This is a genomic window from Kluyvera sp. STS39-E (assembly GCF_040932435.1).
Classification (GTDB): domain Bacteria; phylum Pseudomonadota; class Gammaproteobacteria; order Enterobacterales; family Enterobacteriaceae; genus Kluyvera.
The window spans coordinates 1-14,779 of the sequence record NZ_JBFQGA010000003.1 but is presented as its reverse complement, the minus strand read 5'-3'; the positions used below and the strand labels follow the sequence as shown (position 1 = coordinate 14,779).

General features: G+C 52.3%; 16 protein-coding genes. 9 read left to right on the top strand and 7 right to left on the bottom strand.

Annotation, left to right across the window (positions count from 1 at the left end; genetic code table 11):
* The first annotated feature begins 6 nt into the window (after nt 1-6).
* The 5 genes from pyrC to AB4K05_RS06540 all read left to right on the top strand — a co-directional run bounded on the left by pyrC (nt 7) and on the right by AB4K05_RS06540 (nt 3,319).
* Nucleotides 7-1,053: a dihydroorotase gene (gene pyrC, locus AB4K05_RS06560; protein WP_368479193.1), complete on the top strand. Its 1,047-nt coding sequence runs from the start codon at nt 7-9 to the stop codon at nt 1,051-1,053.
* A gap of 71 nt (nt 1,054-1,124) precedes the next feature.
* Nucleotides 1,125-1,370: a DNA damage-inducible protein I gene (gene dinI / locus AB4K05_RS06555; RefSeq protein WP_368479192.1), complete on the top strand. Its 246-nt coding sequence runs from the start codon at nt 1,125-1,127 to the stop codon at nt 1,368-1,370.
* 280 nt (nt 1,371-1,650) lie between these two features.
* Nucleotides 1,651-1,905 (top strand): biofilm formation regulator BssS, encoded by a 255-nt coding sequence (gene bssS, locus AB4K05_RS06550; RefSeq protein ID WP_368479191.1) that lies wholly within the window; start codon nt 1,651-1,653, stop codon nt 1,903-1,905.
* Between the two features lie 136 nt (nt 1,906-2,041).
* Nucleotides 2,042-3,160, top strand: a complete 1,119-nt coding sequence (solA, locus tag AB4K05_RS06545; RefSeq protein WP_368479190.1) for an N-methyl-L-tryptophan oxidase — start codon at nt 2,042-2,044, stop codon at nt 3,158-3,160.
* 45 nt (nt 3,161-3,205) lie between these two features.
* Nucleotides 3,206-3,319: a DUF2770 family protein gene (locus tag AB4K05_RS06540; protein ID WP_368479189.1), complete on the top strand. Its 114-nt coding sequence runs from the start codon at nt 3,206-3,208 to the stop codon at nt 3,317-3,319.
* Here the strand turns inward: AB4K05_RS06540 and AB4K05_RS06535 are convergent.
* On the bottom strand, nt 3,316-4,377 hold the full coding sequence (locus tag AB4K05_RS06535; protein ID WP_368479188.1) for a rhodanese-related sulfurtransferase: 1,062 nt from the start codon (nt 4,375-4,377) through the stop codon (nt 3,316-3,318). The genes AB4K05_RS06540 and AB4K05_RS06535 overlap by 4 nt on opposite strands.
* A 232-nt stretch (nt 4,378-4,609) precedes the next feature.
* Between AB4K05_RS06535 and AB4K05_RS06530 the strand changes: the two genes are divergently transcribed.
* The 3 genes from AB4K05_RS06530 (at nt 4,610) to AB4K05_RS06520 (ending at nt 7,371) form a co-directional block, all read left to right on the top strand.
* Nucleotides 4,610-5,530, top strand: a complete 921-nt coding sequence (locus tag AB4K05_RS06530; RefSeq protein WP_368479187.1) for a Kdo(2)-lipid IV(A) acyltransferase — start codon at nt 4,610-4,612, stop codon at nt 5,528-5,530.
* Between the two features lie 144 nt (nt 5,531-5,674).
* Nucleotides 5,675-6,892: a multidrug efflux MFS transporter MdtG gene (mdtG, locus tag AB4K05_RS06525; RefSeq protein ID WP_368479186.1), complete on the top strand. Its 1,218-nt coding sequence runs from the start codon at nt 5,675-5,677 to the stop codon at nt 6,890-6,892.
* Between the two features lie 104 nt (nt 6,893-6,996).
* Nucleotides 6,997-7,371, top strand: coding sequence for a MysB family protein (locus AB4K05_RS06520; RefSeq protein ID WP_368479185.1), 375 nt, complete (start codon nt 6,997-6,999; stop codon nt 7,369-7,371).
* Here AB4K05_RS06520 and AB4K05_RS06515 read toward each other — a convergent pair whose 3' ends face one another.
* From AB4K05_RS06515 to mdoG, 3 genes are all read right to left on the bottom strand, one after another.
* Nucleotides 7,372-7,599 (bottom strand): YceK/YidQ family lipoprotein, encoded by a 228-nt coding sequence (locus tag AB4K05_RS06515; RefSeq protein ID WP_368479708.1) that lies wholly within the window; start codon nt 7,597-7,599, stop codon nt 7,372-7,374. It lies immediately after the preceding gene.
* Between the two features lie 123 nt (nt 7,600-7,722).
* A complete protein-coding gene (gene mdoH, locus AB4K05_RS06510) occupies nt 7,723-10,251 on the bottom strand; it encodes a glucans biosynthesis glucosyltransferase MdoH (RefSeq protein ID WP_368479184.1) in 2,529 nt (842 codons plus the stop codon).
* Nucleotides 10,244-11,779 carry a glucans biosynthesis protein MdoG gene (gene mdoG, locus AB4K05_RS06505; RefSeq protein WP_368479707.1) on the bottom strand — a complete coding sequence of 512 codons (1,536 nt, stop codon included), beginning with the start codon at nt 11,777-11,779 and terminating at the stop codon, nt 10,244-10,246. Before mdoG ends, mdoH begins: the two co-directional genes overlap by 8 nt.
* A gap of 272 nt (nt 11,780-12,051) precedes the next feature.
* Between mdoG and mdoC the strand changes: the two genes are divergently transcribed.
* On the top strand, nt 12,052-13,218 hold the full coding sequence (mdoC, locus tag AB4K05_RS06500; protein ID WP_368479183.1) for a glucans biosynthesis protein MdoC: 1,167 nt from the start codon (nt 12,052-12,054) through the stop codon (nt 13,216-13,218).
* Here mdoC and ymdB read toward each other — a convergent pair.
* From ymdB to AB4K05_RS06485, 3 genes are all read right to left on the bottom strand, one after another.
* Nucleotides 13,208-13,765 (bottom strand): O-acetyl-ADP-ribose deacetylase, encoded by a 558-nt coding sequence (gene ymdB, locus AB4K05_RS06495; RefSeq protein ID WP_368479182.1) that lies wholly within the window; start codon nt 13,763-13,765, stop codon nt 13,208-13,210. The genes mdoC and ymdB overlap by 11 nt on opposite strands.
* A 71-nt stretch (nt 13,766-13,836) precedes the next feature.
* Nucleotides 13,837-14,148 carry a hypothetical protein gene (locus AB4K05_RS06490; RefSeq protein ID WP_368479181.1) on the bottom strand — a complete coding sequence of 104 codons (312 nt, stop codon included), beginning with the start codon at nt 14,146-14,148 and terminating at the stop codon, nt 13,837-13,839.
* 387 nt (nt 14,149-14,535) lie between these two features.
* Complete coding sequence (locus tag AB4K05_RS06485; protein ID WP_368479180.1) at nt 14,536-14,688, bottom strand: hypothetical protein; 153 nt, start codon at nt 14,686-14,688, stop codon at nt 14,536-14,538.
* Nucleotides 14,689-14,779 lie beyond the last annotated feature (91 nt).

Genomic DNA, 14,779 nt, shown 5'->3' with positions numbered 1-14,779 from the left:
CCTCAAATGACCGCATTACCTCAAGTTGTGAAAATTCGCCGCCCAGACGACTGGCATATTCATCTTCGCGATGGCGAGATGCTGAAAACCGTCGTTCCGTACACCAGCGAACTGTATGGCCGCGCGATTATCATGCCGAATCTGGTTCCGCCAATCACCACCGTGGATGCGGCTATCGCTTATCGCCAACGTATTCTCGACGCGGTACCTGCCGGGCATGATTTCACCCCGCTGATGACCTGTTATTTAACCGATACGTTAGATCCTAACGAACTTGAGCGCGGCTTCAACGAAGGCGTATTTACTGCTGCCAAACTGTATCCGGCCAACGCCACCACGAACTCCAGCCACGGTGTCACCAGCACCGATGCTATCATGCCGGTGCTTGAGCGTATGGAAAAGCTAGGCATGCCGCTGCTGGTTCATGGCGAAGTCACCCACGCGGATATCGATATTTTCGACCGCGAAGCGCGCTTTATTGATACCGTCATGGAGCCGCTGCGCCAGCGCCTACAGGGCCTGAAAGTGGTGTTCGAGCATATCACTACCAAAGACGCGGCAGAATATGTGCGCGACGGTAATGAACTGATCGCTGCCACCATTACCCCGCAACACCTGATGTTTAACCGCAACCATATGCTGGTCGGTGGCGTGCGCCCACATCTGTACTGCCTGCCGATCCTCAAGCGTAACGTTCACCAGCAGGCGCTGCGTGAACTGGTCGCCAGTGGCTTTACCCGCGCCTTCCTTGGCACCGACTCGGCGCCGCATGCCCGTCACCGTAAAGAAGCCAGTTGCGGTTGCGCTGGGTGCTTTAATGCCCCGACCGCGCTGGGTAGCTACGCAACGGTGTTTGAAGAGATGAATGCGCTGGAACATCTGGAAGCCTTCTGCTCGCTAAACGGCCCGCGCTTCTATGGTTTGCCGGTTAACGATGGCTTTGTCGAACTGGTACGCGAAGACAGCCTCGTGGAAGAAAGCATTGCCCTGAGCGACGATACCCTAGTGCCGTTCCTTGCCGGTGAAACGCTGCGCTGGACAGTTAAAAAATAAAATCGCGCCCCCTGTTGTAAAAACTCAAATGTAACTGTATAAACATACAGTATATTACACAGGGGGCAATTATGCGTATTGAAGTCACTGTTGCAAAAACCACCGTGCTGCCCGCCGGTGCCTTAGACGCGCTGGCAGACGAACTTTCCCGCCGTATCAACGACCAATTTCCCGACAGCGGAGGCAGCGTCAGCGTGCGCTACGCCGCGAGCAACAACCTTTCCGTTATCGGTGGCATTAAAGAAGATAAAGAGCGCATCACCGAAATTCTGCAAGAGACCTGGGAGAGCGCAGACGACTGGTTTATTACCGATTAACCCTTGTTCAAACATTGTGTTTTTGCCGGGTCGCCCCGGCTTTTTTTCATCTTTATCTGCTTGTTATCCCCGTCCATAACCCCCATATTTTAGATTAGTCGCAAAAATAATCATCACAATGGTTGTTTATTGTGCAAACAACAATCTGCTCAGGAATTTATGTTGCTTTTGATTTCAATTCTCGAGTATTTATTGAATTGTTGTATACTGATAAAGCTTCACAAAAAATTGCATTAACCTCGAGAGTTGTTGTCTTTTAACACGTACATAAGGGGTTATGATGGAAAAGAATAATGAAGTCATCCAGACCCATCCCCTCGTTGGATGGGACATCAGCACCGTAGATAGCTACGACGCGCTGATGTTGCGCCTGCACTACCAAGACCCCAGTGAATCGAGCAATAAAGAAGCAGAAGTTGGCCAGACGCTATGGTTAACGACGGACGTCGCACGTCAGTTTATATCTATTCTGGAAGCCGGAATCGCCAAAATTGAGTCGGGTGATTATCAGGTCAACGAGTATCGAAGGCATTGATGCCGATACTTTCCGCGAATTAAGCGCCAACAGGCACCTACGGGTGCCTTAATTATTTGTGCCCTTGTATAACCACGGTGGGTTAATTACTCTACAGGTCACTGTTTCGCGCCTTATCATCGTGTCAGGAAAGACTATGCAATACGATCTTATTATTATTGGCAGCGGCTCTGTCGGCGCTGCGGCAGGTTATTACGCCCGAAAAGCGGGACTCAACGTCCTGATGACCGACGCCCATATGCCACCGCACCAACAGGGTAGCCATCACGGCGATACCCGCCTTATGCGCCATGCCTACGGCGAAGGCGAAAAATACGTGCCTTTGGTCCTGCGCGCTCAGGCATTATGGGACGAACTTGCCGCTACCAGCGGTGAAGAGCTCTTTGAACGCAGCGGCGTCGTTAACCTTGGCCCTGCAAATTCTGAGTTTCTTAAGACTGCCGCACACAGCGCGGCTCAGTTTTCGCTGCCGGTTGAGCATCTTGATGCCGCGGCGGTGATGAAACGCTGGCCGGAAATCACCGTGCCCAGCGACTACCACGCTATTTTTGAACCTGACGCCGGCGTGCTCAAAAGCGAGCTGGCAGTCAAAACGCTGATTGCGATGGCCAAAGATGCTGGCTGCGCGCAGCTGTTTAACTGTCCGGTCACCGCTATTCAAAGCGATGCCGACGGCGTGACGATTGAAACATCGGAAGGCAGCTGGCGCGGGAAGAAACTGCTGCTGACGGCGGGCACCTGGGTCAAACAGTTTTATCCTGAGCTGCCTATTCAGCCAGTGCGCAAAGTGTTTGCCTGGTTTCAAGCCGACGGTCGCTACAGTAAAAAGAATAATTTCCCCGCCTTTACCGGCGAGCTTGCCAACGGTGACCAGTTCTACGGCTTCCCAGCAGTGGAAAATGAGCTCAAAATCGGTAAGCACAACGGCGGTCAGGTGATCAGCAGCCCTGAAGAGCGTAAAGCGTTTGGCAATGTCGCTACCGATGGTTCGGAAGCCTTTAGTTTCCTGCGACAAATTCTGCCAGGAATCGGCGGATGTTTGCACGGCGCAGCCTGCACTTATGATAATTCACCCGACGAAGATTTTATTATCGACACCCTGCCCGGCCAACCGGATGTTCTGTTTATCGGCGGTCTCAGCGGTCACGGCTTCAAGTTTGCCACAGTGCTCGGCGAAATTGCCGCTCAGTTTGCCCAACAGCAGACGCCGGCATTTGACCTAAGCCCGTTCGTGCTAGGCCGTTTTAATCACTAAAACAAAACGGCCCCGATTAATCGGGGCCGTTCAATTGAGAAAGCTATGCGTCGCCTGTTCAACTACCTTATCAACAATATTCGCGAACACCTGATGCTTTATCTCATGCTCTGGTTACTGCTGGCGGCGATTGACATCGCTTATCTCTATTTCAGTTAGCTATCGGTTTTTTCCGGGTCTGGAATACCCAATCGAGTATTCAGGCGACCGCGGGATTTATTGAAGATCTTATTGCCATTTTCACGCCCGGCGCGACGTAAACGTTGTTCTTCTTCCGGTAACTTATGCTCTTCCTGACAGGCTTCGCTGCAGCAACCATCATATTTTTCAGCACAAGATGGGCATTGGATAAACAGCAGATGGCAACCGTCATTCAAGCAGTTGGTGTGGCTGTCGCATAGGGTGCCGCACTGGTGACAATGCGCAATAATTTCGTCAGAAATGCGTTCGCCCATACGCTCGTCAAAAACAAAGTTCTTGCCGATAAAACGCACCGGAAGCCCCTGCTCACGCGCGCGACGCGCATATTCGATAATGCCGCCTTCGATATGCCAGACCTGCTTAAAGCCGTTGTGCTTCATCCAAGCGCTGGCTTTTTCGCAGCGAATGCCGCCGGTGCAATACATCACAATTTTTTTGTCTTTATGCTCCTGCATCATCTCGACCGCTTTCGGCAACTGCTCGCGGAACGTATCTGCAGGGATTTCCAGCGCCTGTTCAAAATGGCCCACTTCATATTCGTAGTGGTTACGCATGTCGATAAATACCGCATCCGGGTCATCCAACATCGCATTGACCTCTGCGGCCTTGAGATAATCGCCCACGTCGCTGGCGTCAAAGGTGGCATCGACAATGCCGTCGGCAACGATACGCTCACGCACTTTCATGCGCAGCACCCAGAATGATTTACCGTCGTCGTCCAGCGCAATGTTAAGGCGCAGATTTTTCAGCGCAGGGTCGAAGCCATTCAGACACTCGCGTAACGCATCAACCTTGCTTGCCGGGACGCTTATCTGCGCATTAATCCCTTCACGGGCGAGATAGACGCGGCCAAAGACATTCAGCGCCGACAGCGCGACGTACAGCGCGTCACGCGTTGCTTTTGGGTCAACAATGGTGAAATACTTATAGAATGAGATGGTGGTGCGTGGCTCAGTTTCCGCCAGCATCTGCGCTTTCAGCGTCTCATTCGAAATGCGGTTGTGCAACACTGGCATGGTGTTCTTATCCTGCAAAATTGAATGGGTGGTTAGGTTTATTCATAAACGGCCGCATGATATAGCAATCACTGCTAATTTACATCCCCACATTTTGCGCTACATTTTCATCACCATTGTTGATGTTTCACGACACGATCGTCTAGTTTTACGCCAGTTAAGAGCTGGCCGTTTTGGATGACCGAAAAAAAATGCGACAATAGAAGTCGTTGCTTATAACAACAGGAAAGACATGACCCAGTTACCCAAATTCAGCGCCGCTTTGCTGCATCCCCGCTACTGGCTTCTATGGATGGGCGTAGGCCTGCTCTGGCTAGTCGTCCAACTGCCTTATCCGGTTCTTTACCGGTTAGGAAATGCGTTGGGCCGCTTCGCTATGCGCGTCATGAAGCGCCGCGCCAAAATCGCCTATCGTAATCTTGAACTGTGTTTCCCGCAGATGAGCGAAGCGGAACGCCATCAAATGGCAATTAAGAATTTTGAATCGGTTGGCATGGGTGTCATTGAAACCGGCATTGCTTGGTTCTGGTCAACCGAGAGGATGAATCGCTGGATGGATGCCAGCGGCCTTGAGCATATTCGCGCAGTGCAGGAATCTGGGCGGGGCGTGTTACTCATCGGTATTCACTTCCTGACCCTCGAAATCGGGGCGCGGATGTTCGGCATTCATAACCCCGGTATCGGCGTTTACCGCCCGAACGATAATCCGGTCATCGATCTGTTACAAACCTGGGGACGCATGCGTTCCAATAAAGACATGATCGACCGTAAAGATCTCAAAGGGATGGTTAGAGCGCTGAAAAATGGCGAAATCATCTGGTATGCCCCGGATCACGACTACGGCCCACGCGCCAGCGTATTTGCGCCCTTGTTTGCGGTGAAAGATGCTGCCACGACTTCAGGAACTTGGATGTTGGCAAAAATGTCTAAGGCCTGTGTCGTACCGTTTGTGCCGCGTCGCAAGCCAGATGGTAAAGGCTATGAGCTGATAATCCTGCCCCCTGAATGTCATCCACCGCTTGATGATGCCGAAACCACCGCCACGTGGATGAACAAGGTTATCGAGCAGTGCATCATGATGGCACCCGAGCAGTATATGTGGCTGCACCGTCGCTTTAAAACGCGGCCTGAAGGTGTTCCCTCTCGCTACTGACACAATAAACGCGCAGCCCCGGTTGCGCGTTTATTGTTTTAGCTTTAAAAGCTCCCCACATTGCGACGATAGCGACACAAGCGCATAATTAGCAGGCTTATATATCAATCACTTTATTTTGTGACATTTTGCCTGCGGAATCCTATGCAACCCTCAGATGCCCCCATCAACTGGAAGCGCAATCTCACCGTGGTGTGGTTCGGCTGTTTTTTAACCGGCGCCGCATTCAGCCTCGTAATGCCTTTTCTCCCGCTGTATGTGGAACAACTCGGCGTAACGGGCCATAGCGAACTCAATATGTGGTCCGGGCTAGTATTCAGCATTACCTTTTTATTTTCCGCCATAGCGTCTCCGTTGTGGGGCGGGCTAGCCGACCGCAAAGGGCGTAAAATCATGCTACTGCGCTCGGCGTTGGGCATGGGGATCGTCATGCTGTTAATGGGGCTGGCGCAGAATATTTGGCAGTTTTTAGTCCTGCGCGCGCTGCTTGGGCTGCTGGGCGGTTTTATTCCCAATGCCAATGCCCTAATTGCCACGCAAATTCCCCGCCATAAAAGCGGCTGGGCGCTGGGGACATTATCCACCGGCGCGGTCAGCGGCGCGCTATTAGGCCCGCTTGCTGGGGGTTTTCTCGCCGATAATTATGGCCTGCGACCGGTCTTCTTCATGACCGCGGCGGTGCTGTTTCTTTGCTTTATCCTCACCCTCTTCTTTATCCGCGAACAGTTCACGCCGGTCTCCAAGAAGGAGATGCTGCACGTGAAAGAAGTGTTCGGTTCCCTCAAAAATCGTGAACTGGTGCTGAGCCTGTTCGTCACCACCTTGATCATTCAAGTCGCTACGGGTTCGATAGCCCCGATCCTAACGCTGTACGTGCGGGATCTTGCGGGGAATATCAGCAATATTGCCTTTATCAGCGGCATGATAGCCTCAGTGCCCGGCGTTGCCGCGTTACTGTGCGCGCCGCGCTTGGGCAAGCTAGGCGACCGTATCGGCCCGGAAAAAATTCTGATCGTGGCGCTTATAGTCTCCGTACTGTTACTAATCCCCATGTCATTTGTCCAAACGCCCTGGCAACTGGGCGTTTTGCGCTTCTTGCTTGGCGCTGCCGATGGCGCACTGCTTCCCGCAGTGCAGACGTTGTTGGTTTACAATTCAAGTAATCAAATTGCCGGCCGAATTTTCAGCTACAACCAATCCTTTCGTGATATTGGCAACGTTACCGGCCCGCTTATCGGCGCTGCTGTTTCGGCAAGCTATGGTTTCCGCGCCGTGTTTTGCGTGACCGCGTTGGTGGTATTAATTAACGCAGTTTACACCGGCATTAGCCTACGTCGTCGCGCGGTTCCTTCCCGCACTTAGCGTCCCTTGCCCGCTGGTTTAGGTAATTTCAAAACCCGGGCGTGTACAACCGAAAAGTTCAGCTATTATTTTCCTGAATACCCATCATATTGCAGGGAGTTGAGATGACTTTATACGCCACCCTCGAAGAAGCTATTGATGCGGCACGCGAAATGTTCCTAGCCGATAATCCCGGCCTTGAGGAAGGTGACGCGGACGTACAGCAGTTCAATATGCAAAAGTACGTTCAACAAGACGGCGACATTATGTGGCAGGCTGAGTTCTTTGCCGATGAGGACGGAGAAGGTGAGTGCCTACCGATGCTGACAGGCGAAGCTGCCCAAAGCGTATTTGACGGCGACTTCGACGAAGTTGAGCTTCGCCAAGAATGGATTGAAGAGAATACGCTGCACGAGTGGGATGAGGGTGAGTATCAGCTCGAACCCTCACTGGACACCGAAGAGGGCCAGACGGCAGCCGATGAGTGGGATGAACGCTAGTTATTCGTAAGGCCCGTGGCTGGCATCAATTGGCAGCAACAGGGTATCGAACACTAGCGAAAATGGCAGGTCAAGGATGGTGACATAGCGCCAAGCTGAATCACGTAGATCCCATTGCACACCGGGATAGTACTGGTTGCCGTGGCCTTGTCCCGGTATCGTCCGGCTGATAATGCTGCCGCATCCGCTCAGCACCATGACCATGGCGGCTACCAGCATCATTCTTATCACGTCATTTTTCCTCATTTAAAAGACAAAAAAATACCGGCAAAGAATGTCGGTATTTCTTTTCAGCTTTTATTCACTCAGAACCTCCCCAGCGCCGCTTCGCTTGGCCGGGGAGACTCCGTGCTAGTTAGCTTTTAGCGCCAGCGGGTTCATCGTCAGCTTGTTGTACTCAGCCACCCACGAAGAATATTTCTCCGGGGCTGCCCAAACACGGTAGTGCAAACGAGAAAGCGTTACCGGATCGCTCAACAGCACCAGACGACGATCGCGGTTAAGTTTATCCGGAAGATCGTTTAACGCCTGCTCAACGTGACGATCGCGGGCGATCTCCAGCACGTGGCTGCTGCGGTGACGCGCGGTAGCCATCGCCGTTGCCAAGGCATTGAATGATGGGTTAAACACCGCATGCATAAAGCCATCGTCCAAGATCCGCTCACGGTTAAGCTTGAGGTAGGACTCCGTATCCGCCAACACTTTAGGCGTGCTGTACTCTTCAGGGATCAAGAACAGATTCCAGCGTTTAGTGCGCAAGCCATTGGTTGCACGGCTTGAAACGACCGACACAAACGGCGAGAGGATCAACGAGAAGACGATAGGCGCCAGCCAGAACAGGAAGCGCAGATCGAGCCACGCCATACCAACTGCCCATACCAGACCCAGCAGCAACTGCGAGCCATGACGCATGAACGCTTCGCTCCACGGCGTAGAGTCATCATCACGCTGCGGCGAGTTCCAGACCACTTCCCAGCCGAGGAACGCACTGACCACAAACACGGTATGGAACAGCATACGCACCGGCGCCAGCAGGACTGAGAACAGTACTTCGAGCAGCAGAGAAATCGTCACGCGAATAAAGCCGCCGTACTCTTTCGAGCCTTTGCACCACACCAGAATAATACTGAGCAGTTTCGGCAGGAACAGCAGCACCATCGTTGAGGCGAACAGAGCAATGGCTAGCTCAGGACGCCACTGCGGCCAAACCGGGAACAATTGACGCGGCTGCAAGAAGTATTGCGGCTCGGTCAAGGCATGCACCACCTGCAACGCCGTCGACAGGGCTAAGAACATAAACCACAGCGGCGCGGAGAGGTAGGACATCACGCCGGTCAGGAACACCGCACGGTGTACCGGGTGCATCCCTTTAACTAGGAACAGGCGGAAGTTCATCAGGTTACCCTGACACCAGCGGCGGTCACGCTTGAGTTCGTCCAGCAGGTTCGGCGGCAACTCTTCATAGGAGCCAGGGAGATCGTACGCAATCCATACGCCCCACCCTGCACGGCGCATCAGCGCAGCTTCAACGAAGTCATGCGACAGAATCGACCCAGCAAAGTTACCGTCACCCGGTAACGGCGCCAGCGCACAGTGCTCAATAAACGGCTTCACGCGGATAATGGCGTTGTGGCCCCAGTAGTGGGATTCACCCAACTGCCAGAAGTGCAGACCTGCGGTAAACAGCGGCCCATAAACGCGCGTCGCAAACTGCTGACAGCGCGCATACAGGGTGTCCATCCCGGAGGCGCGTGGTGAAGACTGGATGATCCCTGCGTTCGGGTTCGCTTCCATCAGGCGCACAAGGTTAGTCAGACAGTCACCGGACATAACGGAGTCGGCGTCCAGCACCACCATGTAGCTATACTGGTTACCCCAACGACGGCAGAAGTCATCGATGTTACCGCTTTTACGCTTCACGCGACGACGACGACGGCGATAGAAGATCTGACCTTCGCCCTGCACTTCTGCGATAAGCTCCATCCACGCCTTTTGTTCCGCCACGCAGATGTCTGGGTTGTAGCTATCGCTCAGAATATACACATCAAAGTGTTTTTCCTGACCGGTCGCTTTAACCGACTCCCAGGTCGCACGCAGACCGGCGAACACGCGGGAGACATCTTCGTTACAGATAGGCATGATGAGCGCCGTCCGGTGTTCCGGATTGAGCGGCTCATCCCCTACCGTTGAGGCAGAAATGCTGTATTTATCCCGCCCAATAAGCAGCTGTAGGAAGCCCATCAAAGCGGTCCAAAAACCGGCCGAAACCCAACAGAACAGAACGGCGAACAGAATAAGGATCCCAGTTTGCAACAGATAAGGCAGCAGTTGCATAAAGGAGAGCCACAAGTTCTGCCCCACCATATCGGCCGGATTAATGAATGCCCATCCCTGATACGGCAGGATGGTTTTCATGTACCACGTGGCGACGACGGTCTGGGCCAGCGTGAGGATAAGCAGCGTATAGCGGCGGATAGACCCCACCGTACGCCATTTGGCCTCACGTTCCTGCTCTTCTTTGGTCAGGCGGGAAAGATAGCGCGGGGTAACATCACGGCCGCGCAGACGATCCCAGAAGCGACCAACCGGGTTGGTCCGCCACGGGTCAGGGAACATAGAAGAACGCGTTGCCTTTGGCATCGCTTTCAACTGGGTACGCCCTTCGTCATCTTTGGTCAGTTGAGAGCCGCCCAAAGAGTCAGGCCAGCTCTGCTCGAGCCGGGCCTTAACGGAAGCTAGGGGCGTGTCGTCATCACGGGAAAAAGCCTGATGTTCATCATCTAACGCTTCATGAACGGCACGAAGATCCGTATCAGGAAGCGCCGCTTTTTCTGCATCCGTAAGCGACAGTGCGTCGATATACTTCGTTGTGTTATTCATTTGCAGGCAGCTGATAGCTCCAGGTTTCACTCAGCGACTGATCGGCATTGACCAGCGCGGCGCGCATTTCAGTGGTTTTCTTCGCATCTTTCACTTTCACGCGCAGCGTTAAGCGCCAACCTTTAGTCACCGGGTTGTAGCGAACGCTGTTTTCAACGATTTCACCATTATCGCCAATGCTAGTCTGCGCCGTTACCGCCGTATCCTGCGGCAACTTACGCATTTCAGCGCCGGTGAAGTCGACGACGAATGCCACCGTGCCGTCAGGCTGACGAATCAGATTAGACTGTTTCACATCACCGGTAGAACGACGGGTCTGCATAACATACGCGCTATCAGCGTCATGCAGTTTTTCTTCATCGCGGGTAAAGGTGATGGTGTACTTATAGTTCATCTCTTTGCCAGCCGCTGGCAGCTTGTCCGGCGTCCAGTAAGCTACGATGTTGTCGTTGGTTTCATCGTTGGTTGGGATCTCTACCAGCTCAACGGTACCTTTGCCCCAATCCCCTTTTGGCGTGATCCAAGCGCTAGGACGCAGATCGTAGCGGTCATCCAGATCTTCAAAGCGAGAGAACTGACGGCCACGCTGCAGCAGACCAAACCCTTGTGGGTTTTCGGTCGCAAAGCTGCTAACGGCCAAATGTTTCGGGTTGTTCAGCGGGCGCCAGATCCACTCATCGTTGCCAGCATGAATCGACAGGCCATTTGAGTCGTGCAGTTCAGGGCGGAAGTTTGTCGTCGGCGACGGCTGGTTTGGCCCGAACAGGAACATACTGGTCAACGGAGCGACGCCAAGCTTGCCCACTTTATCGCGCAGATAGATTTTGGTCTGCACATCAACCACGGTATCGCGGCCAGGCATCACCACGAAACGGTATGCACCAGTCGCACGCGGGGAGTCCAACAGCGCATAAATAGTTAGACGCTTATCGTTGGCTTTCGGGCGCTCAATCCAGTATTCGCGGAAGCGAGGGAATTCTTCACCGGACGGCAGAGCCGTATCGATTGCCAAACCACGCGCCGACAAACCGTAAACCTGCCCCTGACCGAGAACGCGGAAATAGCTCGCGCCAAGCATGCTGACGATTTCGTCGTTTTTATCTTTGCTGTTGAGTGGATAAAGCACTTTGAAGCCCGCGAAGCCAAGATCCTTCACGGTGTCTTTATCATGCTGTACGTCACCAAAAGTAAAATAGTCCGGGCTATATTTAATTTTGCGCACGGAAGTCGCCGTGACTTCATTAATGGTCACCGGCGTGTCGAAATACATACCCTGATGGTAAAACTCAAGTTTGAATGGGGTCTTTATTTTGCTCCAGTACGCCTTATCGTGGTTGAACTGGATTTGCTGGTAGTCCGCGTATTTCATGTCGCGGAAGACGGATGGCAAGTTGCTTTTCGGCGCTTCATAGCTCTTATCAGCCAGCGATTTAGCCTGCTTCGCAACGTCATCAATAGTGAATGCCCATGCAGATGAAGTACACAGGGACAACATTACGGCTGCGCCTAACCAACGCAGTTTCATCATCTGTGGTGTATGTTTCATATAACTAAGCACTTCCCCCTTTGTGTGCTTAAATCGATCCTTCCCATTTTACTGGAAATTCAAGCAATCCGACAACATAATCCCCATATTGTTCAGTACGGTGGCTTATGGAATAAACAACCGTTAACTGCACCTTGCACTTTGCGTGCTTATCCTAGAGACAGGTATCCAGAGTTAGTGTAGGGTTGCCAACGAATGTAAACTTTATCGTCTGGTTTCGTAAGGCGATTAGTCCGAGAATCGTACTTAACTCTATGAATAACAAACCCGCGCAGCGTGAATACTTCCTCGACTCCATTCGTGCTTGGCTGATGCTCTTGGGGATACCCTTTCACATCTCACTGCTCTACTCCAGCCACACCTGGCATATGAACAGCGAATCACCGTCTTGGTGGTTAACGCTGTTCAACGATTTTATTCACGCCTTTCGCATGCAGGTGTTCTTTGTTATTTCGGGCTATTTTTCCTATATGCTTTTTTTGCGCTATCCGCTTAAGAAGTGGTGGAAAGTTCGCGTGGAGCGCGTCGGTATCCCGCTCTTAACCGCCATCCCGCTTCTGACGCTACCGCAGTTTCTGATGCTGCAATATGTAAAGGGTAAGACGGAAACCTGGCATACGCTCACTTTCTATCAAAAATATAATACGCTGGCCTGGGAATTAGTGTCGCATCTGTGGTTCTTGCTGGTACTGGTGGTACTCACTACCATCGGTATTCTGGTATTTCGCCTGATGCGTCGCCGTCAAATGCGCAGGCGCGAAGATCTTTTCGATAATATGTCGATGGGCAAGCTGACGCTGATGTTCCTGCTGCTGGGCGTCGTTTACGCCGCTATTCGTCGCACGATTTTTCTCACCTACCCACCCATTCTGAGCGACGGCTTATTTAACTTTGTCGTCATGCAGACCCTATTTTACATCCCGTTCTTTATCCTTGGCGCACTGGCCTTCATTCATCCACGGCTAAAGGATCTGTTTACCACCCCTTCCCCTTGGTGCATGTTTGCCGCGCTGCTAGGTTTTATCGCCTACCTTGCCAACCAACATTACGGTTCTGGCGACGCTTGGATGTATGAAACAGAGTATGTGATTACGATGGTGCTGGGGCTGTGGATGGTTAATGTGGTCTTTTCGTTCGGTCACCGCCTGCTGAACTTCCAGTCCGCACGGGTGACCTATTTCGTGAATGCTTCTTTATTTATCTATTTGGTGCATCATCCGCTGACGCTGTTTTTCGGCGCTTGGATTATGCCGGTCATCAGCTCAAATACGCTCGGTTTTCTGACCGGTCTGCTGTTTGTTGTCGGCTGCGCAATCGTGCTCTACGAAATTCATTTGCGCATACCGCTGCTACGTTTTCTTTTCTCGGGCAAGCCGCAGCAAAAGAACGCCAAGTCCCAAAGCCCGGCAGCTAAGTGTTAGCATCGTTAGCCAGACTCGGGATCCGGGTCTGGCTAATTTGCTGCTGATACAGCTTCAACATCTCATCATCAAAACAGACAAAATAGACGATTTCCGGCAGGCTACGGCGAGTCAAGAAAGTGGCAACGGTGTTCACCGCAATTTCCACTGCCGCAGCGTGGGGATAGCCGTATGCCCCCGTTGAAATAGCCGGAAACGCGAGCGTGTGATAGCCATTATCAAGCGCGAGCTGCAAACTGTTACGGTATGCCTGCTCTAACAGTGAAGCTTCGTGTTCTTCTCCACCCTGCCAGACCGGCCCTACAGTATGAATAACCGCCTTCGCTTTCAGATCCCCCGCATGGGTGATGACCGCATGCCCCGGAGGGCAGGTACCCTGCTGCTGACGCACAACGGCGCAAGCCTCTTGCAACGAGGGGCCTGCTGCGCGGTGGATGGCACCGTCGACACCACCGCCACCCATCAGTGAAGGGTTAGCGGCGTTGACAATCACATCCACCTCAAGACGGGTAATATCGCCCTGCAGCAGTTGAATTCGTTCGGTCATGCTTACTATCCTCTGTCTAAGAAGAACATATTGTCTACCATAGACAACGCTGACCGCAATTTCGTTTCGGACTATTTGTATTCCACATTCAGGATTGCGAGTTTTTTCGCCTGATCCACCCACTGTAAACGGGCGATACTCGTGTCATTGACGATTGTCTGCCCCTGTAACAAGGCATTCATAGGGATGGTCCGTTCCGTGTTGCCCGTCTTGGCGTTATAGCAGTTCACACGCATCTGTTGTGATGAGGGTTGGTATACGCAGGGCGTTTCAACAATTTGCCCAACAAAGTGAATGACGCCGCCGTTTGCAGCAAGAGCAGAGGCAGAACTTATCGTCAATAAAGGAAGAAGAGAAATAAACTTGCGGATGTTAGTTTGCATGGCAACTCCCCGTTAATTCATGGTTGTCTGGAATAGCCCACAGTTTTGATTCGTCAATTTACACACAGGAAACAATTGACATACATATAAGTTACATTAATGACGTTAGACGGCTTTGAGACTTTCTGCATAAGAAGCGATGCATATTGCCGCCATTTATATATTTACGGCGAGAGATTCAATTTCTTGATTCATTTCGCAAAAAAAAGGCCGTAATGCTCAGATTACGGCCTTCTCTCATTGTTGAACTCATTGTGACTACATTACCTATACGATTAAATTATCAGCGGTTACAGCCGGAAGCACCAGGCTGATTACATTTTGCGCCATCCGAGGTACCGGATACCGGACTACTAGTAAAGAAACCGCCACGAACTGTGGTTGGGGTTACACTTGGAGTGCCGCCAACGGGATCAACACCACCGCCATTGTCACCACCACCGTTATTACCACCACCACCGTTATTACCACCACCACCGTTGTTACCACCACCACCGTTGTTACCGCCACCACCGTTGCCGCCACCGTGACCACCGCCATGACCTCCCCCAAGACACAAAAACACATCTCCGCGCCCACGACCCAGACGCACAGCGAGAAAGCCGGCATCTGCTACAAAAAATCTCTTAGG